Below are 24,045 nucleotides of genomic sequence, written 5' to 3'. Positions count from 1 at the left end.
TTCGAGCCAGTGATACAGGCGGGACGGCTCAGGCCGCCACACCCAGGAGCGCGCCGGCGATCTGGTCGGCCACCAGCGGTGCGGTGCGGAAGCCGTCGCCACCGCTGGCCGCGCGGGCCCAGACGGAGGGCCCGACCCGCACCAGCCGGCCGGCCCCGGTGACCGCGTCCACGGCGTAGTGGCAGCGCTTGACCCCTGCCACCTCGTAACGCTCGACGTCGGTCACGATCTCCGCGTCGAGGATTTCCTTGGTCCACCGCGCTTCGTCGTCGTCCGGGGCGTCGGCGGCGGGCACCTCGCGGCACGCCGCGTCGGTGCTGATCTTCAGCAGCGTGCCCTGCACGGGTGGCATCAGCCAGCCGCGGCCGTCGGCGCCGACACCGCCGGCACTGGGCGCGGTCTTCCACCAGCCCGCCAGTTCCTCGGGCGGACGCAGGTAGAGCATGGTCTGCCGGTGCACGATGATCGGCACGTCCACCAGCTTCGGCGTCCACGGCCCGGCCCCGACGAGGACGAGGTCGCCCCGCTCGGCCGAGCCGTCGGCCAGCACCACCCGCGCGTCGTCGGGGTCGACGGCCACGACTTCCTGCCACGGCCGCAGTTCCGCCATCGGGTGCCGGGCCAGCCACGCGGTGGCCGCCGCGAGCACCCGGTCCGCCAGCAGCACCCCGGCGTCGAGTTCGAGGAGCCCGGCCGAGCCCGCCGGGAACCCCATCGGCCGCAGCCGGGCCGCGGCGACCGGCTCGACGCGGAGGCCGGCCTCGGCACCGGCCGCGGCCACCTCGTCGATCCGCTCTTCCGGCCAGGCGGTGACCACGCCGACGCGGCGGTAGAAGCCGCCACCCGGCCCGGGACCGCAGAGCAGGCTTTCCAGCTCCAGCCACCGGCGGTGGGCGGCGACCGCCCGCCGGGTCGCCTCGAGGTCGGCCGGATCCAGTGCCCGCACGGCACGGTGCTGGTCGAACGAGCTGGCGGCGGGGTTCGGGATCGGCCCCCGCTCCAGCACGATCACGCGATGGCCGAGCAGCACGCCGCGGACCGCGGCCAGCAGCCCGGTGATCCCCGCGCCGACCACGACGATGCGCTGGTCGGTCCAGCCGCGCCACGGTCCCGGGTGGGTGTCGGTACTCATTCCGGGGTCGCGCCTCCCCCAGGCGGGGCAGCCGCACCGGCGTGATCTCGGCGAGCCCTTCGCGCCGGATTCCGCCGTCCGGCAGTGCTTCCGCCGCGAGGTCGATCAGGATCGGCGACGCGCACCGCAGCACGACGTCCAGCTCGTGGCAGAAGTCGCCTTCCTCACCGGGCCCGACCTCCCAGCTGTCCAACCGGGACAGCTGGTCGGTGAGCGCCTCCGCGGCGCGCGTGAGGCTGTAGCAGCCCAGCTCGTAGGAGGCGGCGAACCGGTCCACGATCCGGGCGGCCGCGCCGCGCGAGCGTTCCGACACCGGAAGCGGGCCACGGCCGGTGAAGGCGTCGACCTTGGCCGCGATCCGGTTCCAGGGCCCGACGAGCCGCGACGCCGTGACCTTGTCGAGCGCGGCCCGCGTGAAGCCGGTCCGCTGGTTTTCCGGGCTGGTCGCCGCCAGGTGGAACCGGATCAGGTCCCGCGGCACCTGCGCCGCCAGGTCCCGCCCCCACACCACGTGTCCGCGGCTGGTCGAGAACTTCTCGTTGTCCAGCTCGTAGAACTCGTTGGTGATGAACTCCTCCGGCAGGTCGTACCCGCCGTGGGCCAGCAGCACCGCCATCATCACGACCGCGAACGGGTAGGTGTTGTCGAAGCCCATGAAGTACACGACCCGCGTGCCCGCCCCGCTCAGCCACAACGCGTCGTCGGTGGGCGGGACCTCGCCGCGCCGCTCGGCGGCCAGCGCCGAGGCGTGCATGCTCCACGCCGCCGGTTCGGCGTTCGGGTTGATGACCTGGCCCTCGACCTCCGGGAACGGCGCCGGGATGCCCCACGACAGCGGGTAGGTGACCGGGTAGTCCGGCAACGGCCGCGAGAGCATCTCCGCGAGTGCCTGCGCCATGTGCGGGCGCATGGCCGCCGCGTGGCCCTCGAAGTACTCCCGCAGCTGCTGCCGGTACCGCTCCATCGGGAGCACGAAGACCTGGGTCTCGCGCAGCTCGACGGGGTCGTCCGGGTCCACAGTGGACCGGGGCGCGAGCAGGTCCCCGGCCGCGACCGGGTTCCCGCAGGCCTCGCACAGCCCGGCACAGCCGTCGGCCAGGCAGAGCGGGCAGCCGCCCCGCGCCCAGCCGTCGACCAGGAACCGGCCGGTCCTGGGCGAATAGGGGAAGGTCACGGTCTTCAGCTCGAGCTTGCCCGCGCTGTGGAGCCGGCCCCAGAACTCGGCGACCCACTTGGTGAACCGCTCGTCGTCGCCGGTGAAGCCGTCGACCCCGATGCCCATCGCGGCCAAAGTGGACTCGATCTGCGCCCCCGAGCGGGCCACCAGGTCCCGCGAGCTGATGCCCTGCCGGTGCGCGGTGGTCTCCACGTAGGTCGGCGTGTCCTGGAAACCCGTGCCGAAGAACACCTCCCGCCCGGTCGCCCGCAGCCAGCGGGTGTAGACGTCGGCGGCCAGGAACGGCCCGGCGAGGTGGCCGAGGTGCAGGTCGCCGTTCGCGGTCGGCGCCGGGGAAATCACCACCGTCCGTCCGGTCATGACGACCGCCCCTCGTGCCGGGCCAGGAACTGCTGCGACATTTCGGTGTCCCACCACACGCCGTAGTACTCGAAGTCGGCGTCGGTTTCGTTCACCACCTGGTGCAGGCAGCCCGGCGGCAGGTTGACGATGTCCCCGGCCGTGAACGGGTACTTCCGGCCGTCGACGACGAGCGTCGCGCTGCCCGCCATCGCGATGAAGATCTCGTACTCGTGGTGCGCGTGCGGGGTGGACTCGGTGCCCGCGCGCAGCACGGCCCAGACACCTTCGAACGGCGAGTTCAGCGCCGGCCACGGCTTGAGCCGCTCGCCGTCCAGCCCGTAGGCCCGCTCCAGGTTTTCGCGGTCCAGCGTCCTGATTTCGATCATGCGGTCGGCACCTTGCCGTCAGCCAGCTCGACGCGGGGCGCGAGCAGCTCGCCGGGGATGCCCTGCGCCTGGTCGGCGCGGCGGTCCAGCAGGTCGTCGGTGATGTCCTGCGCCCGGCTGGCCAGGACGCTGATCAGCGAGTCCGCGATGCCGTGCGTGGCTTCGTTGACGCCCTGCAGGTACAGCGCGCCCCACGCCGCGGAACCGAGCTCGACGCGGTAGCGCCTGCTGACGATGACCTCGTCGATGCCGACGGACCCGGCCAGGTCGCGGACCATCGCCGGCATCCGCGAGTCGTAGCCGGTGCCGAGGAACACCGCGTCGCAGTGCAGCGGCTCGACCTTGCCGTTCTTGCGGTCGCGCAGGTCGAGGACCACCTCGTCACCGGCCATGCGGGCACCGACCACCTCGGTCAGCGGGCGGATCGTCGACTGCGGCGTCCCGAGCCCCTTCTGGCGGTAGAGCATGTAGTACAGCTCGTCCAGGAACGGCGGGGCGAGGCCCGCGTAGTTGGTCAGGTGCATTTCGTCGAGGACCTGCTCGCGGGCTTCGGGCAGCATCGTGAAGAACTCGTCGACGTAGGACGGGAAGAACAGCTCGTTGACGAACTTGCTCGTCTGGTAGTTCTGCAGGCCGATGGAGCGCAGCAGCATCGTCGGCGAGCACCCGGGCAGATCCTCGTGCAGGGCCATGAACATCTCGGCGGCGCTCTGCGCCCCGCCGACGACCACCGGCCGCTGGTGGCGGGCCGCGTCGAAACCGCCGATGCGGCTGCTGTACTGCGTGCTGTGGACGAGCCGCTCGGCCGGCAGGTCCTTGAAGACGGCGGGAACGTGCGCGTCACGGCCCGCTCCGACCACGAGGTCGCGGCAGCGCACGGCGTCCCCGCCCGCGAGGGTGACCGTCCAGCCGACGATCGAGCCGTTGTCGCCGAAGTGCGGGTCCACCCGCTCGGCCTTGGCGTTGTAGCGGATCTTCACCTCGGCGAGGCTGTCGGCGACCCACTGCTGATACGCCGAAAGCTGCCAGCGATACGGGTTGAAGGTGCCCAGGTTCACGAACTCGTCGAGCTCGCCCCGCTCGTGCAGGAAGTTCAGGAACGAGAACCGGCTGGTCGGGTTCCGCAGGGTGACCAGGTCCTTGATGAAGGACACCTGGCTGCGGGCCCACGGCAGCAGCAGGTTCCGCTGCCAGACCACGTCGGCGTGCTGCTCGATGATCAGCGCGCTGCGCGCGATGCCGGGGTCTCCGGACTCTTCCAACGCCACGGCGAGGGCCAGGTTGGCCGGCCCCGCCCCGATCATCAGAACGTCGACTTCTTGAACAGTCACAATCCCACCTGTCGTTTTCGGTCGGCGCGCCCGGGTGCGTGCGCCGAGAGGGGTCAGCGATGGAGCCGACTCACTTCGAGATGGCCGGCGCCCGGAGAGAGCGTTTGCTCGGAAACTGTGCACGACGCGCCGGACCGGCTGGGCCGGAATCGGCGTCGGCGGCTTTCGCGCTACTTTCGCAGTGCCCGGACAAGTTCAGCAGAGAATCGGATTGACCAACACATCCGCGACGTCCGGACAATCAACTACTTCTTACCGCCGGTGATCCCGAGGCACAGCGGGAAGGCGGGCCGGGAATCCAGCAGGTACGCGCCGGCGGACTGCAGGATGCGGTCCTGGGCGACGACGTGCTGGCACATCGTGGTGGTGTCGCGCAGCCAGCGGTCCATCGGGGACGGCTGGTAGATCGAGGACGTCTGCAGCAGGTCGTACAGCCGCGTCACGATGGACCGCGCGGTGCGGAACGCGTGGCGCCGGGAAAGCGGGAGCGCGGCGCGCTCGTCCGGCGTCAGGTCGTCCAGGGTGCCGCCGGCGGAAAGGACTTCGTGCTGCCGCCGCATCGCGGTGTACACACCACTTCGCGTCGCGGCGAAATCGGCCTCGCATTCGGCGATGGTCACCTGCGTGCGGTAGTCGTCACCCTTCTTGCGGGCGACGACCATTTCGCGGACGTGGTCGAGCGCGGCGCGCGCGATGCCGAGCGGGACGCCGGGCATGTTGCGCATGTGGACCTCGGGCTGGGCCAGCGGGCCCTCGCCGTTGCGCACGGTGTCGAACGTGACCGTCCGCTCGGCCGGCACGAAAACGTCGGTGATCGCGTAGTCGCAGCTGCCGCTGCCGGCCAGGCCGGTGGTGTACCAGGTGTCGATGACCTCGACGTCCTCGCGCGGCACGATCATCAGCTTCGAGTCGTGCGGGTCGCCGTCGGAGCTGGGCTCCGGCTCACCGTCGCGGTAGATGAACGCGCCGGAGATCACCCAGTCCGAGTGCGTGACACCGCTGCCGAACTGCCAGCGGCCGGTCAGGCGATAGCCGCCGGGGACGATCTCCGCGTGCCCGGTGGGGAACAGCAGCCCGGCGGTGACCATGTCCAGGCTGGTGAACATCTCCTTCGCGACCGGCTCGTCCAGGAACTGCGCGTACAGCCCGGTGTCCGAGCCGATCATGGCGCACCAGCCCGCGGCCGGGTCGCCGTAGGAGATGGCCTCGATGATCTCGGTCTGCTGGATCGAGTTCAGCTCGGGCCCACCCCACGAGCGCGCGAAGCCCATCCGGAACACGCCGGTGCCGCGCAGCAGCTCGACGACGTCGGCGGGCAACCGGCGCGTCCGCTCGATGTCGGCGGAGCGTTCTCGCAGCACCGGCACGATCTCGCGGACGCGGCGAAGGATCTCCTCGCCGGTCGTCGGGGGCCCGGGATCCGGGCGGGCCTGCCCGGTGCCGGGACGGGTTGGTGCAGCGGTCATCTGCTCGCTCCCTCGGTCAACTCCAGTCTTGCCGAGACCGGGCGGTCAGCGGCTTCGCCAGTCAAGCGGGGCGATCCGTTGACCGAAAGGATTGACCGGCCAGGATAATCAAAAAGGGCGGCCGCCCTTCGGCGACCGCCCTTTCCCTGCCCAGCGCCGCTAGCTGACCGCGCTGTTGATCGTGCCGAAGTCCAGCGCGTCCTCGAGCGCGCCGTAGGTACCGGTGGCCAGGAGCTCCTCCGTCGCGCGCTTCGCCACGGTGTAGGCGGCCTGGCTGACCGCGGTGCCCAGGCTGACCCGCCGCACGCCGGCCGCCTCGAACTCGGCGATCGTCGGCGCGCCCGGCCAGGTCATCACGTTGACCGGCACCGGAACGGCCTTGACCAGCGTGGTCAGCGCGTCGAGGTCGATCAGGCCCGGCACGAACAGGCTGTCCGCGCCCGCCTCGGCGTAGACCCCGGCCCGCTCGATGACGTCGTCGAGGCGGCCCGCCTCCTCGCCGATGCCGAACAGGAAGACGTCGGTGCGCACGTTGATGACCAGCTCCGGCAACCCCGCCTTCGCCGCGGCATCGCGCCCGGCGCGCAGCCGCGCGGCCTGCTCGGACGCGTCGAACAGCGGGCCCCCCGGCGCCTTCGAGTCCTCGACGTTCACGCCGACCGCGCCCGCGCCGATGATCGCCTCGACCGTCTTGGCGACGTCCTCGGGGCTCTCGCCGTAGCCGCCCTCGACGTCGGCCGTGACGGGCACGTCGACGACCGACACGATCCGGCGGACGGCCTCGACCATCTCGTCGCGGGTCAGGCCGTGCCCGTCGGGCCGGCCCAGCGACCAGGACACCCCGCCGCTGGTGGTGGCGACGGCCTTCGCGCCCGCCGCGGCGATCAGCGCGGCGCTGCCGGCGTCCCACGCGTTCGGCAGCACCAGCACGCCGCTTTCGTGCAGTGCTCGCAGGGCTACCGCTCTGGCCTGCTGAGTTTCCGCAACCACGCTGTTTATCTCCTTGTTGACTTGCGTTTCCCGGTCAGTTGAGCACTTCGGCACCACGCTTGATCGGCTTTTCGATCCGGTCGGGGCGCTGTTCGGCCGGCGGCTTTCGTGCAGCAGCAGATCACCGTGGCCGAGAACGTGCTCATGGTCCCATGTATAGGGGATCCGCGGGGCGGCACGCCAGCCGCATCCGGGTATCCGCGTCAGCCGGGCATCCCCCGGCGAGGCCGGTGTTCACCGACGCCCGCGACCGGAGAATCCGCCTTTTGTCGAGTCGGTATTTTTACCGGCCACCCTGGGCCGAACGGACGCTCGCAGCACACCGTCCGGCGTGTGGCCTGAAAAACTTTTGGGCCGTCCAGGCGATCGGGCAATGCACCGCAACGGGTGCGCGGCGCTGCATTGTTGTCGCAGGTCGCATGGTCCGCGCCGGGGCCCGGAACCCCGCACGCGGACGCCTCGCACCCGTCGCCCCGCCCCCTCGGGTGTTGATTGTTCGCCCCAATCAACTCTGCCGGTCAACAACCGCATGGGCTGGAATGGCCCCTGCCGGGAAGCCCGGCAGCCAGTGCGTTCGCGGACTGGGCGAAGCTGAAGGAAGACTCTTGACTGCCATGACGGGCCGGCCACCGGCGCACGCACTGCACCGCGCACAACGCCGGGTATGTCCGAACAGTGGTTCCCTGGGACGTCCAGGTGATCCTGCCCGGCGGTGGTCAGCGCGGATGTCACCCGCATCCCGGCGATGATCTCGCCACCGTCGGCACCTCTGTCCCGGCCCGGCCCGGACAGGGTTCGCTGCTCACGGCCGAGTGCGCTGCTCCCGTGACGAACAGTCGTGCCCGACCGGCGGTGTGCATGCACGAACACCTGACGAAATCGTTCTTGTTCAACGAAGGGATCGGCGATGGGCAGGCCGGAAAAACCGGTTAGCGTCAACGGCGGCGTGGCGGCTGCGTTCGCCAGCGAGCTGCGGCGGCTCAGAGCTGGAGCGGGAAACCCGACCTATCGGGACATGGCACGCGCGGCACTGTTCTCCCCTTCCGCCCTTTCGAGTGCCGCCAGCGGCGCGCGGCTGCCTTCGCTGCAGGTGACGCTGGGGTTCGTCGCCGCCTGCGGGGGCGACCGGGAGAGCTGGCGGCGCCGGTGGCTCGAGGCGGCCGGCGAAACGCGGAAGAGAAACCCGCCCGGCATCCGATATAAGAGGTCACCGGCCCACCAGCAGCTGCCCCGCCCGGCCCAGCTCCCGCTGCGGCCCCGCGGCTTCGTCGGCCGGCGCGCGGAGCTGTGCCGGCTGGGGCTGGACTCGACCGGGGCCACCGTGATCAGCGGCCCGAGCGGGGTCGGCAAGACGGAACTGGCCCTGCACCACGCGCACCAGATGGCGCAGGAGATGGTGGACGGGCAGTTGTACGCCGATCTCGGCCCGCTGACCGGCACCTCGTCCGACGCCGGCTACCTCCTCGACGGTTTCCTCCTGGCCCTGGGAGTCCCCGGCGACCACCTACCCGACACGCTGGACCAGCGCGCGGGGCTGTACCGCTCGCTGCTGGCCGAACGCCGGCTCGTCGTCCTGCTCGACAACGTCCGGGACGAGCGCCAAGTCCGGCTGCTGCTGGCCGAGACCCGGCGCAGCGTGATCCTGGTCGTCAGCCGCACCCGGCTGCTCGGCCTGCGCGACGTCCGCCGCATCCGCTTGGACGTCCTGCCCCGCGCCGATTCGATCGCGATGATCACCGCGGCGATCCCGGACCGCGCCGCGGCCGCCCCGCAGGAATGCGACCGCCTCGCCGAGCTGTGCGGCGATCTCCCGCTGGCACTGGACGTCGCGTTGCGCAAGCTGGTGGACCGCCCGCACCTGGGTCTGCACCGGGTCAACGCAAAGCTGGCCGAAAGCTCGGACGCGCTGGAGTGGCTCGAGATCGGTGACCTGTCCGTCCGCGATTCCCTCGATTCGGTCTACCGCAACCTCAGCGACGCGGCGAAAACATTGGTGAAATGCATCGCACGGTTGCCGCTCACTTATGATCTCGGCACGCTGATGCAGGGCGAGGACGACCTCGTCGAGGAACTCGTGGAGGCGAACATGGTGCGCCGCAGCGAGGATTCCGCCACATTCCGGATCATGCCCCTGGTGCGCGCATACGTCGTCGAGGTGGCAACATCACCCCTCGTCGACGTACCGACGCAGGCATTGGCCTTCGACGGAAACGAACTCGGCCGGCGCATGCGCATGGTCGAGAACGCCGGCGCAAGGTGATCACCTCGCCGAATTGAACCGCACCTGGACCGCGACGCCCCCGGCCCGCCAGCCGCTGGGGCGTCCCGACCGGCTTCAGGTCCCATTTGTTCTGCACCGAACATTCGGCTTGCGGGACGCCGATGCAGGCGGCCGATCCCGACCTTCACGAGACGCCGCCACCGGCGTGGTGGACCGCATCGGGCCCGGAGGCTTCACCATCGAAGCCGCGCGACGGGCCGATCCCATGCATGGTGCCCCCGACCGGGCTCGGACAACATCCGCACAGATCCGGACCGGTAGCGCCCTGCACATATCCACCGTGGTAGCTCTGTCCGACGGCCACCACGGACGGCCCACGTGATCGCTTGCGGACAACCGCCGGCCGATCCCCGTCCCTACCGGCGAGCTCGAGTCACGCGCACGAGCAGGATGCTGCCCCTCCCACAGCGACGCCGGCGCAGGCACCAAGGACATCGGTGACGCTGCTGAGCTTGTTCAGCAGCGCGCTGTCGGCGGTACGCCCTGCCACCAGCCCATGAGAAGATCGAGTCCGGACGGCGCCGTCCCCGAGGAATCGTTCGAACGATCGGCGTTCCGCACGGGAGATCAGTCGATCCCGCGTCACGATCGTGCACGTGTTCGTGCCGTGCTCTCCGGCGATTCCACGCTTTCCATGCTGTGCAGCCCTCGGGAAACGGCCGACCGGACTCGAGGCCCGGCCGGAAAGCCCGCCCTGGCGTACACCGGGACGCTTCCGACCGGGCCTCGAACGACCCGTTTTCCTCAGGCGCGCCGTCGTCGCCCGGCCAGGCACAGCGCGAGCCCGGCGGTCAGCAGCAGGGCCGCCAGGGCGAGCTGCCGGCCCACATCCACGCCGGTGTCCGGCAGCCGGTGCGGCGGCTCGCCCGGTCCCGTCGCCGGTCCTGGGCGGGGTCCCGGCGGCAGCACCGGAACCACCGGGACGCTGGCGGTCGCCTCGCCGCCCGGGACCGGCTTGCCGTCCGGCCCGGTCCCGGTGGCCGTGGCGACGTTGCGGACCCGGCCCGCCGTGACGTCCGCCGCGGTGACCGTGTGCGGCAGCACGGTGCAGGTCATCGCCTGGCCCGGCGCGAGCACGGTGCCCGGGCAGGTCACGGGGCCCGCGGACGGGTCGTCGACCTTGATCTCACCGACGGTGGCCGTGCCGGTGTTGGTGACCGTGATCGTCCAGCTGATCCGGTCGCCGGCGCCGATGCTCCCGTCGCGGTTCACGTCCACCGGGCCGGCGGCCTTCGTGATCGCGAGCGCGCCCACCGCGGTGGCGTGCACGGTCGCGGTCGCGGGCTTCGAGTCGGCCGGGCTGCCGCCGTCCGGCGGGGTGCCGGACGCCACGGCGGTGTTGCCGATCGACCCGGCGTCCACATCGGACTGCGTCACGCGGTAGGTCGCGGTGCAGGTGACCTGGCGTCCGGGAGCCAGCGCGCCGCCCGGGCAGACCGGCACCGGCCCTGCGCCGCTGCCGGTGAAGCGGGTCTCGCGGACCGTCACCGGGTTGAGCGTGACGTTGCCGGTGTTGGTCACCACGAACGCATAGGTGATCTGCTGGCCGGCCGCGGAGACCGTGCCCGGCGTGGCCGTCTTGGCCAGCGTCAGCGCGGCGTCCGGTGGGGTCGGCACGACGGCCGTGGACGGGTCCGAGGTCGGCGGCTCGGTCCCCGCGGGCGGGGTGCCGGTGGCGACAGCCGTGTTCGTCACGTGCCCGGAGTCCACATCGGACTGGGTGAGCACGTACGTGGCGGTGCAGACCGCTTGCTCGTCCGGCGCCAGGACGCCCACCGTGGAGCCGCCTCCCGGGCAGGACAGCGGCGAGAGCCCTCCGGTGCCGGAGAACGCCGTCTCCCGCACTGTCACGGTGGTGAGCGTCTGGTTGCCCGTGTTGGTCACCACGAACGAGTAGGTGACCGTCTGCCCCGCGTCGAAGTGCCCGTCGTCCGTCGGGTCCGCCGACTTCACCAGCGACAGCCCTGGCCTGCGCAGTACGGTCACCGTCGCCTGGGACGGGCCTGAGGTCACCGGGTCACCCTGGGGCGGATTGCCGGTCGCCTCGGCGGTGTTGGTCACCGAGCCGGCGTCCGCGTCGGCCTGGGTGAGGGTGTAGGTGGCGGTGCAGGTGACGGCCTGGCCGGGGGCCAGGGTGTCCGACGGGCACGCGATGGCCGGCCCCGCTCCGGTACCGGTGAACGCGGATTCGCGCACGGCCACCGAGGTGAGCGTGCGGTTGCCGTTGTTGGTCACGGCGAACCGGTACGTGACGGTGTGCCCGGCGCCGTCGACGGTGGCCGGCTCGACCGACTTGACCAGAGTCAGCGCGGCTCCACCACTCGCCGTGACGACCGCGGTCGCGGGCGGGGTGGTCGCCGTCGGCAGGCCCCCGGGCGGAGTGCCGGCCGCGGTCGCGCTGTTGGTGATCCGGCCGGCGTCGAGGTCGGCCTGGGTCACGGTGTAGTCCGCTGCGCAGGTGACGGCCTGGCCGGGCGCCAGCACCGGCACCACCGCGGCGCCCGCCGGGCAGGAGATCGCCGACAGCGTCCCGCTGCCGCTGAAGGCCCCTTCGGTGACGGTCACGTCGGTCAGTGTCACGTTCCCGGTGTTGGTCACCAGGAACGAGTAGCGCACCGGCTCGCCCGCGGCGGCGACCGTGCCGGGGTAGGCCGACTTCGCCAGAGCGAGCGCCGCGGAACGGTCGGCGGTCACCTTCGCCGACGAGGGCGCCGCGGTGGTCGGCTCGGTCGCGCGCGGCGCCGTGCCGTGCGCGACTGCGGTGTTCTCGATCGAGCCCGCGTCGATGTCCGCCTGCGTGACGCGGTGGACCCCTAGGCACGTCTGGGACGCCCCGGGCGCGAGCACCACGTCCGGGCAGGAGATCTCGGGGGCCGGGCCGGAGCCGGTGAACCGGGTCTCGTCGACCCCGACCCCGCGCAGCGTCACGTCACCGGTGTTGGTCACCGTGAACCGGTAGGTCACCGACTGCCCTGCGCGCTCGACGGTCGTCGGATCGGCGGTCTTGACCAAGGTGATCGCCGGGTGCGCCGGCGTCGGGATGGACACGCTGGAGGGGTTCGAGGTGGTCGGGTCGGGCGAGCCGGGCTGCTTGCCGTGCGCGGTGGCAGTGTTGTGCAGCAGGCCCGAGTCGACGTCGTCCTGCGTCAGGACATACGTGGCGGTGCACGTCGTACCGGCGCCGGGGGCGAGCGTGGTGACCGGGCAGACCGGCGTGGACAGGACGCCGCTGCCGGAGAACGCGGTCTCGTCGACCCCGATCTCGTTCAGCGGCACGTTCCCGGTGTTGGTGACCAGGAACGAGTAGGTGATCCGCCGTCCGGCGGTGTAGGCCTCCGGGTCGTCGGGGGAGGCGGACTTCGTCAGCGTCAGCGCCGGCTTCGGCGTCTCGGTGGGGGTCCGGGTGGACGACGGGTTCGACGTCACCTCGGTGGTCACGCCCGGCGGCAGTCCGGACGCCGTCGCGGTGTTGACCGCGGCGCCGTTCGCCTCGTCAGCCTTGGTGATCACGTACGGGACCTGGGCGGCGCAAGTCTGGGACTCACCTGGGGCCAGCGTCGGCCGGGGACAGGTGGCCGGGCCGGCCTTGGGGTCGGTCACGGTGATGTCGTGCAGCGCCAGCGCGCCGGCGTTGGTGACGGTGAAGGTGTACTCGATCGTGTCACCCGCGTCGGTGATCCCGTTGCCGTTCACGTCCACCGGCGGGGCGGCGTGCTTCACCAGTTGCAGTGTCGCCGCCTTCGCGGTGTTGGTGATCGTGCAGGAGACGAAGTCGCCGACGTCGACGTGCACCTGGGCGGAGCCGCCCGCGTCACCGGTGGGCAGCTTGCCGTCCGCGGCGCCGTTGCGGGTGCAGGTCCACGATCTGTCGTAATTGGACTCCAGGCCCGAGGTAGCCGCCTCACGCAGGGTGTACTCGCTGCCGCGCGCTCCGGCCAGCACGGTGATCTCGCCGGTGGTCGCCGACGTGCCGCCCCGCGTGTCGGCCGAGCCGAGCACGGCCCCGTTCGACGACGCGACCGAGACGGCGAACGAGTCGCCGGGGAAGCCCCGCACCACCTTCTTGGACATCTGGAGGCTCGAGACCAGCACGCCGAACCCGACCGCCTGCCGTCCGCCGCCCACCATGCGCTGGGTGAACGAGGTCGGGTCCTCCGAGGACAGGATCGGGGTGCCGGACTTGTTGGCGGTCGTGCGGCCGACGCATCGGACGGTCCGCGTGCCGACGCCGGGGTAGCCGCCGCCGCACGCGTTGCCGATGCCCGGCCCGGAACTGTCCGCTGTCAGTGACTCGATCGGGGAGGATGAAGTCCACTCGATCGACTCGCCCGGGTCCGTGGACTCGACGTCCGCGCCCACCAGGCCGTAGCCCTTGACGACCGCGCCGCTCGCGTCGGTGGCGACGATGTCGGTCAGCGTGGCGACGGTCGTCGTGCCATTGGCGGTCTGGTACAGCGCCGGCCGGCCCGGCACCCCAGTGTAGTGGCCGGAGTTGCCCAGGTAGGCGGCCGAATACGTGGGTAGCGCGCTCGGTGCGACCGGGCCGCCGGACACGGTGAGGGTGGCCGCGAGCCGGTAGCCGCCGGGCAGCGCGAACATCAGCCGCTGGCCCGCCGGGGAGGTCGCCTCCGCCGCGCTGTAGCCGGACAGGTCGAACCAGCACAGCGTCCGGGCGTAGGTACCGGTGCCCGCCGTGGCGAACCCGCAGCTCTGCGCCCCGGCCGCCGACGCGCGAGGCATCGTGCCGGGCGCGACCACACCGAGCGCGAGGAGCACCACGACCAGCAGCATGGGCACCCCTCGCCGGGACTTTCGGGCACCGAACACCACACTGCTCATCGACCTCGGACCCCTCGACTCGGCTACCGCTCGTCGTCATCGTCCGCGAGCGTGGCCGTTCCGGCATCCGAGAAGGCGGGCAATCAGTCCATAGTGGAACGATCACACCGGAAGTCCGCGCGTACGTCGCCGTGGTCACGTCCGCTCGCCGGCAGCACCGCGTCACCGGTCGCAGTGAGTCGCCCGGCCTGCAAGTGGCCGGGATGGGTGAGCGGGAACGCAGCCCTGGCTGCCGAGGTCAGCAGCGTTGACGACACTGCCGATCGTCAGCGGCAAGCTGACGAAGATCGCCTGAAGCGAACCGTGGCGAACATCGAACGCCGTCAAGCCACCGTCCTGCGCCAAGCCATGGACGGCGACCCAGACGACCCCTTCACCAAAGCCCTGCGGGTCACCTACAACGAGCTCGACGCGGAGAAGGCGGCCACCGAGGCGGTGCTGGCCGCCAACTCGAAGTCCACCGCGACAGATCGAGCTGCGCCAGAGAACCTGGAGCTGCTCCGCGCACTGCCCTACTTGGCTGCCCACCTGCTCGAAGCCCCGGAGGACCTCCTGCGACCGCTCTTCGAGGCCACCCGGCTGCAGGTCCGGCTCCACAGCGCAGGCGGGCGCGCAACGATCAGCATTCACCTGCCCGCCTACCGGCTGGCCGACGTCACGGACGCGGCCGGCGGGCTGGCCAGGACAGACGACGAACGTGCGGATTGCGTACGTGCCCCCGACGGGGTTCGAACCCGCACTTTGTCGATTTTAAGTCGACTGCCTCTGCCAGTTGGGCTACGGGGGCACCGCACACTCTAGGTGATGGCCGCTAGTGCAGTGTCCACGACTGGTTCGCCGCGCCCGTGCACGTCCAGATCTGCAGCGGTGTGCCGTCCGCCGAGCTCGGGCCTGTTGCGTCCAGGCACTTGCCCGATGCCGGGTTCACCAGCTGGCTGCCCGATGCCGTCCACTGCTGGGCGCCTGTTCCGTTGCAGTCGTACAGCTGTACCCGGCTTCCGTTCGCCGTTCCCGCGGAGGCCACGTCCAGGCACTTGCCCAACGCCCGCAGCGTGCCCGATGTCGACGTCCACTGCTGGGCGTTCGTCCCGTTGCACGTGTACAGGTCCACCGTCGTGCCGTTCGCCGATGATGCGCCCGCCACGTCCACGCACTTGCCGCCGTAGCCGGTGATCGTGCCGGTGCCGGCCGGCGGCGGTGTGGTCGTGCCGCCCGTGATCGCGTTGAAGATCCTCGAGTACGCGTAGCCCGTTGCCCGGTCGTAGTCCTGGAGCTCCCAGAACGACAGCTCCGCGACGCCGTTCTGCGCAGCGAACGTCTCGAGCTGCTGCGCGTCCGACTGGCTGAACTGCGCGCCGTCGTCGTTGCGGCCCGCGATCGGTGTCAGGCCCATCATCGCGTACGCCGCCGAGGTCGAAATCCCGTAGAGACTCGCCAGCTGCGACGCCGATGCCCGTGCCGCCGACAGGGCGTCGCCCAGGACCGGCTGGCCGTCGTAGAAGTCCATCACCATCAGGTTGACCACGCTGACCTTGACGCCCTTGCTCTTCGCGTCGCGCAGCAGGTCGAGCTCGTTCGACGGGATGCCCGACGGGTCGACGGCGAGGGTGTAGTCGACCTGGACCGCCGGGTTCTGCTGCTGCAGCGCCGCCAGCGCCGAGTTGCGGCGCTGGTTCGACGCCGTGTCGTTCAGGACGCCGCCTTCGATGTCGAAGTCCAGGCGGGGCGTGCCGTACGTGGTGACGACGTTCGCGTACGCGGCCGTCAGGCTCGACGTGTTCGTGCAGGTCTGGGCCAGCTCACCGCCTTCGGCGCCGCCGAACGACGGGATCACGTTGCCGCCCGCCGCCTGCAGCGCGCTGATCTGGGACTTGAACGAGCCGACGCCGGTGCCGTTCGCCTCCCACACCGGCGTGCAGCCGGACTGCGGGGTCAGGAACGCCAGCGTGTAGAACTTCGTGCCGGTGGCGTTCAGGTCGGCGGCCATCTGGCCGGCGTCAGCGTCGCTGATCTGCAGGTAGGGCGCCGCGTAGTGGGCGGGGAACGCCCCGCCGGCCGCCGCGGCGGCGGACGGTGTCAGAGCGAGAGCGGCGACGACGGGCAACGCCGCCACGAGTGCCGCTCTGGTACGGGAAAAGGACATGAAGAGCTCCAAGGGGGACCGTGGGGAGAGGAGCCGGAGCGGACTTATTCCGCGTTGTGAAGAAAGGGTTTACCCGCTCACCGGCCCCGTTGTCCAGACCATGTCGCTCACCGGCACACAGCCGGTCATTTCCCTGCAATAGCCCCGAAAACGACGAAAGCCCCCGGCCGCGAGGGCCGGGGGCTTTCGCAAAAGAGCGTCAGGACTTCGAGACGCGCGCGAACTCGTCCTTCGGGTTGTTGATCTGCCCGAGCGAGATCACCTCACGCCGGAACAGCCCGCCGAGGATCCAGTCGAACAGGATGCGGATCCGGCGGTTCCAGGTCGGCATCGCCTTGAGGTGGTACGCGCGGTGGAACAGCCACGCCGGGAAGCCCTTGATCTTCAGGTTCAGCGCGTCCGCGACGCCCTTGTGCAGGCCCAGGCTCGCCACCGCGCCGAGGTTCTTGTGGAAGTAGTCCTTCGGCTTGCCGCCGCGCAGGACCTTGATGATGTTCTTGGCCAGCAGCGTCGCCTGGCGGACGGCGTGCTGCGCGTTCGGCGGGCACGTCGCCGTCGGGTCCTCTTCCGTGCGGGAGAGGTCCGGGATCGCCGCGTTGTCGCCCGCGGTCCACACCTCCGGGTGACCCACGACCTGCATCGCCGCCGTCGCCTCGAGGCGGCCGCGCTTGTCGAGCGGCAGGTCCGAGTTGGCCAGCACCGGGTTGGCCTTCACGCCGGCCGTCCAGATGATCGTGTCCGTGTCGAACTCCGTGCCGTCCGAGAGGACGACGTGGCCGTTCTCGAACGACTTCGCCGCCGTCGACAGGTACACCTCGATGCCGCGCTTCTCCAGCTGCTCGACCGTGTACACACCCAGGGTCTCGCGGACCTCGGGCAGGATCCGGCCGGCGGCCTCGACGAGCACCCAGCGGATGTCGGAGGTCTTGATGTTCGGGTAGTAGTTCTCCACCGCGAACCGGGTCATGTCCTCGAGCTCGGCCAGCGCCTCGATGCCGGCGAACCCGCCGCCGACGACGGTGAAGGTCAGCAGGCGCTTGCGCAGCTCGGGGTCCAGCGTGCTGGCGGCCTCGTCGAGCTTGGTCATGATGTGGTTGCGGAGGTAGATCGCCTCGCCGATGGTCTTGAAGGCGATGCCCTGCTCGACCAGGCCCGGGATCGGCAGGATCCGGGCGACGGCGCCGAGCGCGACGACCAGGATGTCGTAGCCCAGCTGCTCGATGTGGCCGTCGGCCGCCTCGACCGTGACCGACTTCTTCTCGTTCTCGATCTTGGTGACGCGCGCGGTCAGCACGTGGCAGCGCTTGAGCACCCGCCGCAGCGGCACGACCACGTGCCGGGGCTCGATCGCGCCGGCCGCGGCCTCGGGGAGGAACGGCGCGTAGGTCATGTGGGGCTGCGGGTCAACGACGGTCACGGAGGCCTCGTTGGCCCGGAGCATCTTCTGGAGGCCGTACGCCGTGTAGAGCCCGACGTACCCCCCACCGAGGACGAGGATCCTGGTCGGTTCCGACTTCGACTTCGCAGCAGCCATGTCCTCATGGTGACACCTTCCGGAGCACCTCGCTCGGGGACCCCATCCGGCTGTGACCAGCGTCGCTGCGGTTTCCGTAACGATTCAGTCGTGCCCTGTCACCGAGGTCGCGGCGCGGAAGACGTCGGCCACCATGGCGTGGGTCACGAGCCGAGTCTGGACATTCCGCGGCGACACGTGATAACAGCCGAAAAGACGCAGGTCGCCCAGCTCCACGACCGCTCCGTGCGCGAAGGCCGGCCGCGGCCGCGGCACCGGCCAACCCGCCGCGGCGAGCACGGGCAGTAACGCCTGCCAACCGAACGCACCCAGCACGACGATCGCCCGCAGTGTCGGACGCAACAGTGTGAGCTCCTCGGCGAGCCACGGACGGCACGTGTCCCGCTCGGCCGGTGTCGGCTTGTTGTCCGGCGGCGCGCAGCGCACCGGCGAGACGAGCCGCGTCCGGTACAGCTCCAGGCCGTCGCCCAGCCGCTCCGACGTCGGCTGCGACGCGAGCCCCACCTCGTGCAGCACCCGGAAGAGGAAATCACCCGACGGGTCGCCGGTGAACATCCGGCCGGTGCGGTTCGCACCGTGCGCCGACGGCGCGAGCCCGACCACCGCGATCGACGCGTCGGGCGGCCCGAAGCCCGGCACCGGCCGCGCCCAGTACTCCTCGCCGCGGAAGGCTGCCTTGGTGCCCACGACGCCTTCGCGCCAGGTCACCAGCCGCGGGCAGGCGCGGCACTCGGCCACGGCGGCGTCCAGCTCTTCCAGGGACCTCATCGCAGCGCCGCCCGGGACAGCCGGTCGGCCTGCCGGGTCGTCTCGGGGAGCCGGTAGCGCGGGGTCAGCGCCAGCGTCAGCCGGCAGGCGTGGGCCAGGCCGATCCGGTGCCCGGCCGAGACGTACACCGGCTTGACGCCGTCCTGGGTCCGCAGCACCGCGCCGACCTCGTCCCCGGCGTCGACCAGCGGCTCGGACGACCCCCGAGCCGATGCCGGGGCGGCGTGCGAGCCGACGAACCGGGTCTTGCCGACGCCGAACGCGGGCAGTCCGGTCAGCACGCCGAGGTGGCACGCCAGGCCGAAGCGCCGCGGGTGGGCGAGGCCGTGACCGTCGCAGACCAGGACGCCGGGCTCGTGATCGAGCTGCTCGAGCGCGGCCAGCAGCGGCGGCAGCTCGCGGAAGGCGAACAGGCCCGGTTCGTACGGGAAGACGGCCTGCGCGCGGTGCGTCCGCTGCTCCACGACCGTCAACCCGGCCGTCTCCAGCGTGACGACGGCTGCGGCGATCCCGCCGGCGTCGTCGTAGGCGACGTCGAGACCGGTCACCGCCGGCGGCAGCTCGGGGAGGTCGTCGGTGAGGTCGACCCGCCCGCGCAGCCGTTCCTGCACGGCGAGCGCCTCCTCGACCGTCGTCGGCCAGTCCCCGGTGTGCACCGAGTCACCCTGCCACAACTAGGTTGGGTCCATGGCGGACACGACCCCCGAAGAGGCTCCCGAGAAGAAGGCACCGGAAGCGGCCGAGATCCCGGCCGAGCCGACCGACGACATCGTCACGACCCGGCACACGATCACCGTGAAGCGGAAGAAGCTTTCCTACACGGCCAAGGCGGGCCGGATCGTGCTCCGCAAGGAGGTCGTCAAGGACGGCAAGTCCGAGGGGCACAAGGCGAAGGCGGAGGTGTTCATCACCTCCTACACCCTCGACGACGTCGACCCGGGCTCCCGGCCGGTGACGTTCGCCTTCAACGGCGGCCCCGGCTCGTCGAGCATCTGGCTGCACATGGGCCTGCTGGGCCCGCGCCGGGTGCTCTCGGGCGACGTCGACGACCTGGTACCGCCGCCGTACGGGCTGGCCGACAACCCCGAGACGCTGCTCGCGCACAGCGACCTCGTGTTCATCGACCCGGTGTCGACCGGCTACTCGCGCACGTCCGAAGGCGGCGAGACCAAGGACTTCCACGGCTTCAAGGGCGACATCGAGTCGGTCGGCGAGATCATCCGGCTGTGGGTGTCGCGCCACCAGCGCTGGCTGTCGCCGAAGTTCCTGGCCGGCGAGTCGTACGGCACGCTGCGCGCCGCCGGGCTGGCCGCGCACCTGCAGGAGCGGCACGGGCTCTACCTCAACGGCCTGCTGCTGATCTCGTCGGTGCTCGACCTCGGCACCCTGCGGTTCACCGAGGGCAACGACCTGCCGTACGCGCTGTACGTGCCGACGTACGCGGCGATCGCGCACTACCACGGCCTGCACGGCGAGCGCCCGCTCGACGACGTCCTCGCCGACGCCGAGGACTTCGCGGCGAAGGACCTGCCGTACGCGCTTTCGCGTGGCGCGCGGCTGTCCACGCAGGAGCGGACGGAGGCGGTCGCCACGCTGGCGTCGCTGACCGGGCTCACCGAGTCCTATGTGGACCGGGTGAACCTGCGGATCGAGCACGTGCGGTTCTTCACCGAGCTGCTGCGCGACCGCGGCCTGGTGGTCGGCCGGATGGACGGCCGGTTCACGACGTGGGAGCCCGACGGCGGCCGCGAGCACATGAGCGACGACCCGTCGATCTCCCGCATCATCGGCGCGTACGCGGCGGCGTTCAACCACTACGTGCGGGCCGAGCTCGGCTACGAGAACGACCTGCCGTACGAGCTGATCCACGAGGACACGTTCAAGGCCTGGTCGTACTCGGACTTCGAGGGCCGCTCGGTGTCGGTGGTCGATTCGGTGAGCGCGGCGATGCGCGCGAACCCGCACCTGCAGGTCCACGTGGCGTTCGGCCACTACGACGGCGCGACGGCCTACTTCGCGGCCGAGCACGTGCTGGCCCACCTGCGGATCCCGGAGGAGCTGCGCGACAACATCGACACGGCGTACTACCCCGCCGGCCACATGATGTACGTCCACGAGCCGACGCGGGTGAAGCAGGCGAAGGACCTCGCGAAGTTCGTCAAGAAGGCGTCGAACCGCTGAATCCCCGCCCCGCGCTCACCGGGGTTCCGGAGGCGCCCAGTCGACGTCGGTCTGCGCCGGCAGCGGATCGCCGTAGTGACCGGGAGGCAGGGGACGGCGGCTCCGGACATAGGCCACCAGCTCCGTGACCACGGCCAATGCGGCGTACGCGACCAGCCAGGGCGCGTACGCCGCCGGCAGCCGGTTTCCGAGGGCGACGTCCAGGATCGGCGGGACCGCCGCCAGTGCCGGTGCCGCCGCGTGGATGTTCTCCGCGAGCAGCGCCCGGTACACCGCCAGCGACGGCTCGTCCACGGCGAGCACCGGCGCCCGCAGGAATCCGGCCAGGACGCAGCCGCTGCACAACGCGCTCAGGACCAGCAGACCCAGCCAGCTCAAGGCGTAAGTCCGCGCCGGAGTGGCGAAGAACAGGACAAGGGCCAGCGCCGCGCCGCCACCGTAGGCCAGCGCCGCGGAGGCGAGGAACCAGCCGCCGGGTCGTTCGTGCGTCGCGCCGGGCCACGGACGAGTCTCCTTCGCGAGCGCGCGCTGCCGGGACCGGGCGCTCAGCCACATGGTGAGCTGGATGGCGAAACAGGCGAAGTACGCCGGCGTGCTCACCGTCGCGCCGGATCCGAAGAGCGAGCGGTAGCCGATCGATCCGACCAGCGCCAGTACGGCGAACAGCAGGAGCCACGGCAGAACACTGCGGATGGCGACGTTGCGCGTGGCCAGCAGCGCGTCCAGGAACGGTGTCGGCGCCGCGACCGGCTGCCCGCGGCTCGCCAGCCACCGCAGGCTCATGGCGCGCTCGGCTTCGGTGCTCATCAGACCTCCCCGTACTTGACCAGCCGGCCACGGCCTGGGCCGGCAGCGGGACGCCGTAGTCGCCGGGCGGGAGCACCGGGCGCCGCCGTCGGCCGGCGAGCGCATAGGGACACGACGAGAATCGCGAGCCCGGACGATCCGTGAGCCGCGAAGCGGCGCGCGCCGGTGCGCGGGTCCACCGGCAGCGCAGCTTCACGCACGTCCACGGACTTCTCCCCTGATTCCCCTGAGCACAGCCCGCAGCCGCCGCCACTGCAGGACACCCACGACGACCTGCGTCGCCACCGCGAGAACGGCGTAGCCGACGAGCCACGGCCGCCACTCCGGCGGCTGTGCGTGGCCGACCAGCGGATCGACCAGCACGGGAACGGCGTAGATCCCGGGCATCGCCACGAGCAGGTCGTGCAGCCGCAGGGCGGTGTCCACTGCCCGGGACGTCGCGTCCTCCGCGATGACGGGACGCCGGAAGACGTCGGTCACCATCGCGGCCGTGACCGCCGCGCCCAGGACCAGCAGGAGGAGCCAGCTCCCCGCGTACGTGCGGAACGGCGTCGTGGCGAAGATCGTCACCGCGAGCGCGGCGCCGCCGCCGAAGGTGACCAGCGGCACGGCGAGGAACCAGCCGATCACCTCGGTACGCGGCGGGCCGCCGAGCGTCCCGAAGCGCGCCAGCGCTTGGCGGTCGCGGACCCGCGCCGGAAGCCAGTATCCGAGGTGCTGGTCGATGAGGAGGAAGAAGACGTACGAGCTGTCCACCAGTTCCGCGCCGTGCACGCCGGGCAGGAACGCCAGGCTCAGAAACCCGGTGGTGGCGGCCACGTATCCCAGGACTGCCACGCCGATCCACCGCCACGACCCGGGCGGCCGGGCGCCGGCGCGGAAGCCGAGCCGCAGGGCCAGCAGGTCGGTCATCGTGGGCACGTCGACGCCGTGCTTGACGAGCCAGCGTCCGGCCGCCGCCCGCTCCGCGTCCGTCACCACCGCGGCGGTCACCGGGCCACCGTCCCGTAGTGGCCGGGCGGCAGGCTTCGGCGCCGGGCCGCGTTCACGGCGCCGACGTGGACCGCCACCACCAGGACGAAGTACCCGGCCGCGGGCACGAACCGCGCCGGGGGCCACGGCCAGCTGGTGGACAGGTCGATCCAGACGAGGAACGTGAACATGATCGGCACCGCGAACGCCCGGGTGTCGAAAGCCCGCAAAGCCGCGTCGACGGCAAGCGAGGCCTCGTCCTCGGCGATCACCGGGGCCTGCAGGGCCCGGCCGAGGACCGCGGCCACGCTCGCGGCGCCGATCACCAGTGCGGCCGCCCAGCCCGCCGGGTTGGCGGCGAACCCCGCGCACAGGACCACGCCGCCGCCGAACGTCGTCGCCACCGCGGCGAGGTACCACCAGCCCACCTGCCCGGCCGCCACCCGCAGCGACGGCCGGGCGCCCGGGGAAACCAGCCGGGCGGCGGTGCGGTCGGCCCGGCACACCCGGCGCCACTGCAGCAGGGGATAGGCGGTGCAGAGCACGGTGAACACCAGGAACCGCGCGAGCACCGGGACCGGCGGCACCAAGGCGACCGTCCAGACCACGGAGGAAAGCACGCCGTAGACCTGGTAGGACCGCGTGGCCAGCACCCGGGCCCCGACGCGCACCGCGAGCAGCGGCGCCGGCTCGTCCACCTCCACGCCGTGGCGGGCCAGCCAGGCCCGCGCCCCCTGTCTCTCGGCGAGCGTCGTCCACGCTGTTTGCACCACCATCGAACCTCCCCTGTCGCGCCGTACACGCCCGAAGCGGCGAAAAGGTTTACCGGCCGTAGAAGCCGGGCGGCAGCCGGCGGTAGCGGCGGCGGAGCAGCAGCCAGCCGGTCAGCTCCAACGCGGCCGCCACCGCCAAGTACGCCCACGCGGCCCACTCCAGCAGGGCGGGCGGCTCCCAGGCCATCATGAGCACCGGCACCGCGAACAGGGCGTACGCGGCGCACGACGCGTAGCGGTGGGCGTCCTCGGCGCGCAGCGCTTCGTCGATCAGCCGGGACGCCTCGTCTTCCGCGATCACCGGCGAGCGGAGGGTCTTGCCGAGCACCAGCGCGGTCGCGCCGGCGCCGACGGCCAGCGCGATCGTGGACAGCGCGATGTCGACCGAGAGCGGGTACCAGTGGTCCCCGAACCGCGGTGCGGTCAGGAACATCGCCGCGCACAACACCGCCCCGCCGACGAAGGTGACGGCCACCGCGCTCAGGTACCACCAGCCGACCTGCCGGGCCGCCACGCGCAGCGACGGCGGGGTTCCGGCCGCGGTGAGGCGCTCGGCGAGCCGCTCGCGGCGTTGCATCCGCCGCCAGCGCAGCACCTGCACCGAGGCGAAGAGCACAGCGAGGGCCGCTCCCCGGCCCGGCAGGTCCGTGCCGGCGGTGAGGACCGGGAAGAAAGCCGCCAAGACCCCGGCGACGACGGCTTGCTCGGGTCGTCGGCGGAGCTCGAAGCCGCGCGCGCCGATGCGCAGCGCCAGCAGTCGCGTCGGCAGCCACACCCGGACCCCGCGCCGGCCCAGCCACAGCCGGGTGCAGCCCACCTCGAGCGCGGTGGGCTCGCCGGGCAGTCTCGGGTCCACCGGCAGCGCCGGTTCACGAGCGATCAACGGAACACCCCCAGTCCCGCGGTACACGCGGAACGCCCCG

At 71.5% G+C, this 24,045-nt stretch carries 17 protein-coding genes, 1 tRNA gene and 1 pseudogene; 3 read left to right on the top strand and 16 right to left on the bottom strand.

Annotated elements, in window-relative coordinates; translation table 11 throughout:
* Positions 1–28 precede the first annotated feature (28 nt).
* The 6 genes and pseudogenes from QRX60_RS18610 to QRX60_RS18585 all read right to left on the bottom strand — a co-directional run bounded on the left by QRX60_RS18610 (position 29) and on the right by QRX60_RS18585 (position 6,824).
* The gene (locus tag QRX60_RS18610; protein ID WP_286002035.1) at positions 29–1,132 is read right to left on the bottom strand and encodes an NAD(P)/FAD-dependent oxidoreductase; all 1,104 of its coding nucleotides are present in this window, start codon (positions 1,130–1,132) and stop codon (positions 29–31) included.
* A 427-nt stretch (positions 1,133–1,559) separates the two neighbouring features.
* Positions 1,560–2,669, bottom strand: a pseudogene (locus tag QRX60_RS18605) (class I tRNA ligase family protein); the annotation flags it as partial.
* Complete coding sequence (locus QRX60_RS18600) at positions 2,666–3,037, bottom strand: cupin domain-containing protein (protein WP_286002034.1); 372 nt, start codon at positions 3,035–3,037, stop codon at positions 2,666–2,668. The gene QRX60_RS18600 and the pseudogene QRX60_RS18605, both read right to left, overlap by 4 nt.
* Entirely contained in the window at positions 3,034–4,368 is a 1,335-nt protein-coding gene (locus QRX60_RS18595; protein WP_286002033.1) for a SidA/IucD/PvdA family monooxygenase, read from the bottom strand. Before QRX60_RS18595 ends, QRX60_RS18600 begins: the two co-directional genes overlap by 4 nt.
* Before the next feature lie 245 nt (positions 4,369–4,613).
* Positions 4,614–5,834 (bottom strand): acyl-CoA dehydrogenase family protein, encoded by a 1,221-nt coding sequence (locus QRX60_RS18590; protein ID WP_286002032.1) that lies wholly within the window; start codon positions 5,832–5,834, stop codon positions 4,614–4,616.
* A 159-nt stretch (positions 5,835–5,993) separates the two neighbouring features.
* A complete protein-coding gene (locus QRX60_RS18585; RefSeq protein ID WP_286002031.1) occupies positions 5,994–6,824 on the bottom strand; it encodes an isocitrate lyase/PEP mutase family protein in 831 nt (276 codons plus the stop codon).
* Positions 6,825–7,520: 696 nt separating this feature from the next.
* Here QRX60_RS18585 and QRX60_RS18580 point away from each other — a divergent pair.
* Entirely contained in the window at positions 7,521–7,757 is a 237-nt protein-coding gene (locus QRX60_RS18580; RefSeq protein ID WP_286002030.1) for a hypothetical protein, read from the top strand.
* Entirely contained in the window at positions 7,732–9,084 is a 1,353-nt protein-coding gene (locus QRX60_RS18575; RefSeq protein WP_286002029.1) for an ATP-binding protein, read from the top strand. Before QRX60_RS18580 ends, QRX60_RS18575 begins: the two co-directional genes overlap by 26 nt.
* Positions 9,085–9,849: 765 nt before the next feature.
* On the opposite strand, the gene QRX60_RS18570 is transcribed toward QRX60_RS18575, so the two are convergent.
* The 6 genes from QRX60_RS18570 to QRX60_RS18545 all read right to left on the bottom strand — a co-directional run bounded on the left by QRX60_RS18570 (position 9,850) and on the right by QRX60_RS18545 (position 19,045).
* The gene (locus QRX60_RS18570; RefSeq protein WP_286002028.1) at positions 9,850–13,896 is read right to left on the bottom strand and encodes a DUF7507 domain-containing protein; all 4,047 of its coding nucleotides are present in this window, start codon (positions 13,894–13,896) and stop codon (positions 9,850–9,852) included.
* Positions 13,897–14,657: 761 nt separating this feature from the next.
* A tRNA-Leu gene (locus QRX60_RS18565) sits at positions 14,658–14,731 on the bottom strand.
* Positions 14,732–14,755: 24 nt separating this feature from the next.
* A complete protein-coding gene (locus QRX60_RS18560) occupies positions 14,756–16,087 on the bottom strand; it encodes a ricin-type beta-trefoil lectin domain protein (RefSeq protein WP_286002027.1) in 1,332 nt (443 codons plus the stop codon).
* Between the two features lie 199 nt (positions 16,088–16,286).
* Positions 16,287–17,621, bottom strand: a complete 1,335-nt coding sequence (locus QRX60_RS18555; RefSeq protein ID WP_286002026.1) for an NAD(P)/FAD-dependent oxidoreductase — start codon at positions 17,619–17,621, stop codon at positions 16,287–16,289.
* A gap of 84 nt (positions 17,622–17,705) precedes the next feature.
* Positions 17,706–18,389, bottom strand: coding sequence for a uracil-DNA glycosylase (locus QRX60_RS18550; RefSeq protein WP_286002025.1), 684 nt, complete (start codon positions 18,387–18,389; stop codon positions 17,706–17,708).
* Complete coding sequence (locus tag QRX60_RS18545) at positions 18,386–19,045, bottom strand: endonuclease V (RefSeq protein ID WP_286002024.1); 660 nt, start codon at positions 19,043–19,045, stop codon at positions 18,386–18,388. Before QRX60_RS18545 ends, QRX60_RS18550 begins: the two co-directional genes overlap by 4 nt.
* A gap of 31 nt (positions 19,046–19,076) precedes the next feature.
* Here QRX60_RS18545 and QRX60_RS18540 point away from each other — a divergent pair, with 31 nt between their 5' ends.
* Complete coding sequence (locus QRX60_RS18540; protein WP_286002023.1) at positions 19,077–20,570, top strand: S10 family peptidase; 1,494 nt, start codon at positions 19,077–19,079, stop codon at positions 20,568–20,570.
* Positions 20,571–20,585: 15 nt separating this feature from the next.
* Here the strand turns inward: QRX60_RS18540 and QRX60_RS18535 are convergent, their stop codons facing one another.
* The 4 genes from QRX60_RS18535 to QRX60_RS18520 form a co-directional block, all read right to left on the bottom strand.
* Complete coding sequence (locus QRX60_RS18535; protein ID WP_286002022.1) at positions 20,586–21,377, bottom strand: hypothetical protein; 792 nt, start codon at positions 21,375–21,377, stop codon at positions 20,586–20,588.
* 192 nt (positions 21,378–21,569) lie between these two features.
* On the bottom strand, positions 21,570–22,370 hold the full coding sequence (locus QRX60_RS18530) for a hypothetical protein (protein ID WP_286002021.1): 801 nt from the start codon (positions 22,368–22,370) through the stop codon (positions 21,570–21,572).
* Positions 22,367–23,125, bottom strand: a complete 759-nt coding sequence (locus QRX60_RS18525; RefSeq protein ID WP_286002020.1) for a hypothetical protein — start codon at positions 23,123–23,125, stop codon at positions 22,367–22,369. The genes QRX60_RS18530 and QRX60_RS18525 overlap by 4 nt, the downstream gene beginning before the upstream one ends.
* A 46-nt stretch (positions 23,126–23,171) precedes the next feature.
* Positions 23,172–24,005, bottom strand: coding sequence for a hypothetical protein (locus tag QRX60_RS18520; RefSeq protein WP_286002019.1), 834 nt, complete (start codon positions 24,003–24,005; stop codon positions 23,172–23,174).
* Positions 24,006–24,045 lie beyond the last annotated feature (40 nt).

The sequence above is a fragment of the Amycolatopsis mongoliensis genome (assembly GCF_030285665.1).
Lineage (GTDB): Bacteria > Actinomycetota > Actinomycetes > Mycobacteriales > Pseudonocardiaceae > Amycolatopsis > Amycolatopsis mongoliensis.
The sequence above is the reverse complement of the archived record's forward strand: the minus strand, read 5'-3'. Positions and strand labels throughout refer to the sequence as shown.

Coding starts and splice junctions, on each gene's coding strand:
- QRX60_RS18610 (WP_286002035.1), bottom strand. CDS start 1,132: ATGAGTACCGACACCCACCCGGGACCGTGGCGCGGCTGGACCGACCAG.
- QRX60_RS18600 (WP_286002034.1), bottom strand. CDS start 3,037: ATGATCGAAATCAGGACGCTGGACCGCGAAAACCTGGAGCGGGCCTAC.
- QRX60_RS18590 (WP_286002032.1), bottom strand. CDS start 5,834: ATGACCGCTGCACCAACCCGTCCCGGCACCGGGCAGGCCCGCCCGGAT.
- QRX60_RS18575 (WP_286002029.1), top strand. CDS start 7,732: ATGGGCAGGCCGGAAAAACCGGTTAGCGTCAACGGCGGCGTGGCGGCT.
- QRX60_RS18570 (WP_286002028.1), bottom strand. CDS start 13,896: ATGCTGCTGGTCGTGGTGCTCCTCGCGCTCGGTGTGGTCGCGCCCGGC.
- QRX60_RS18560 (WP_286002027.1), bottom strand. CDS start 16,087: ATGTCCTTTTCCCGTACCAGAGCGGCACTCGTGGCGGCGTTGCCCGTC.
- QRX60_RS18555 (WP_286002026.1), bottom strand. CDS start 17,621: ATGGCTGCTGCGAAGTCGAAGTCGGAACCGACCAGGATCCTCGTCCTC.
- QRX60_RS18550 (WP_286002025.1), bottom strand. CDS start 18,389: ATGAGGTCCCTGGAAGAGCTGGACGCCGCCGTGGCCGAGTGCCGCGCC.
- QRX60_RS18540 (WP_286002023.1), top strand. CDS start 19,077: ATGGCGGACACGACCCCCGAAGAGGCTCCCGAGAAGAAGGCACCGGAA.
- QRX60_RS18535 (WP_286002022.1), bottom strand. CDS start 21,377: ATGAGCACCGAAGCCGAGCGCGCCATGAGCCTGCGGTGGCTGGCGAGC.
- QRX60_RS18525 (WP_286002020.1), bottom strand. CDS start 23,125: ATGGTGGTGCAAACAGCGTGGACGACGCTCGCCGAGAGACAGGGGGCG.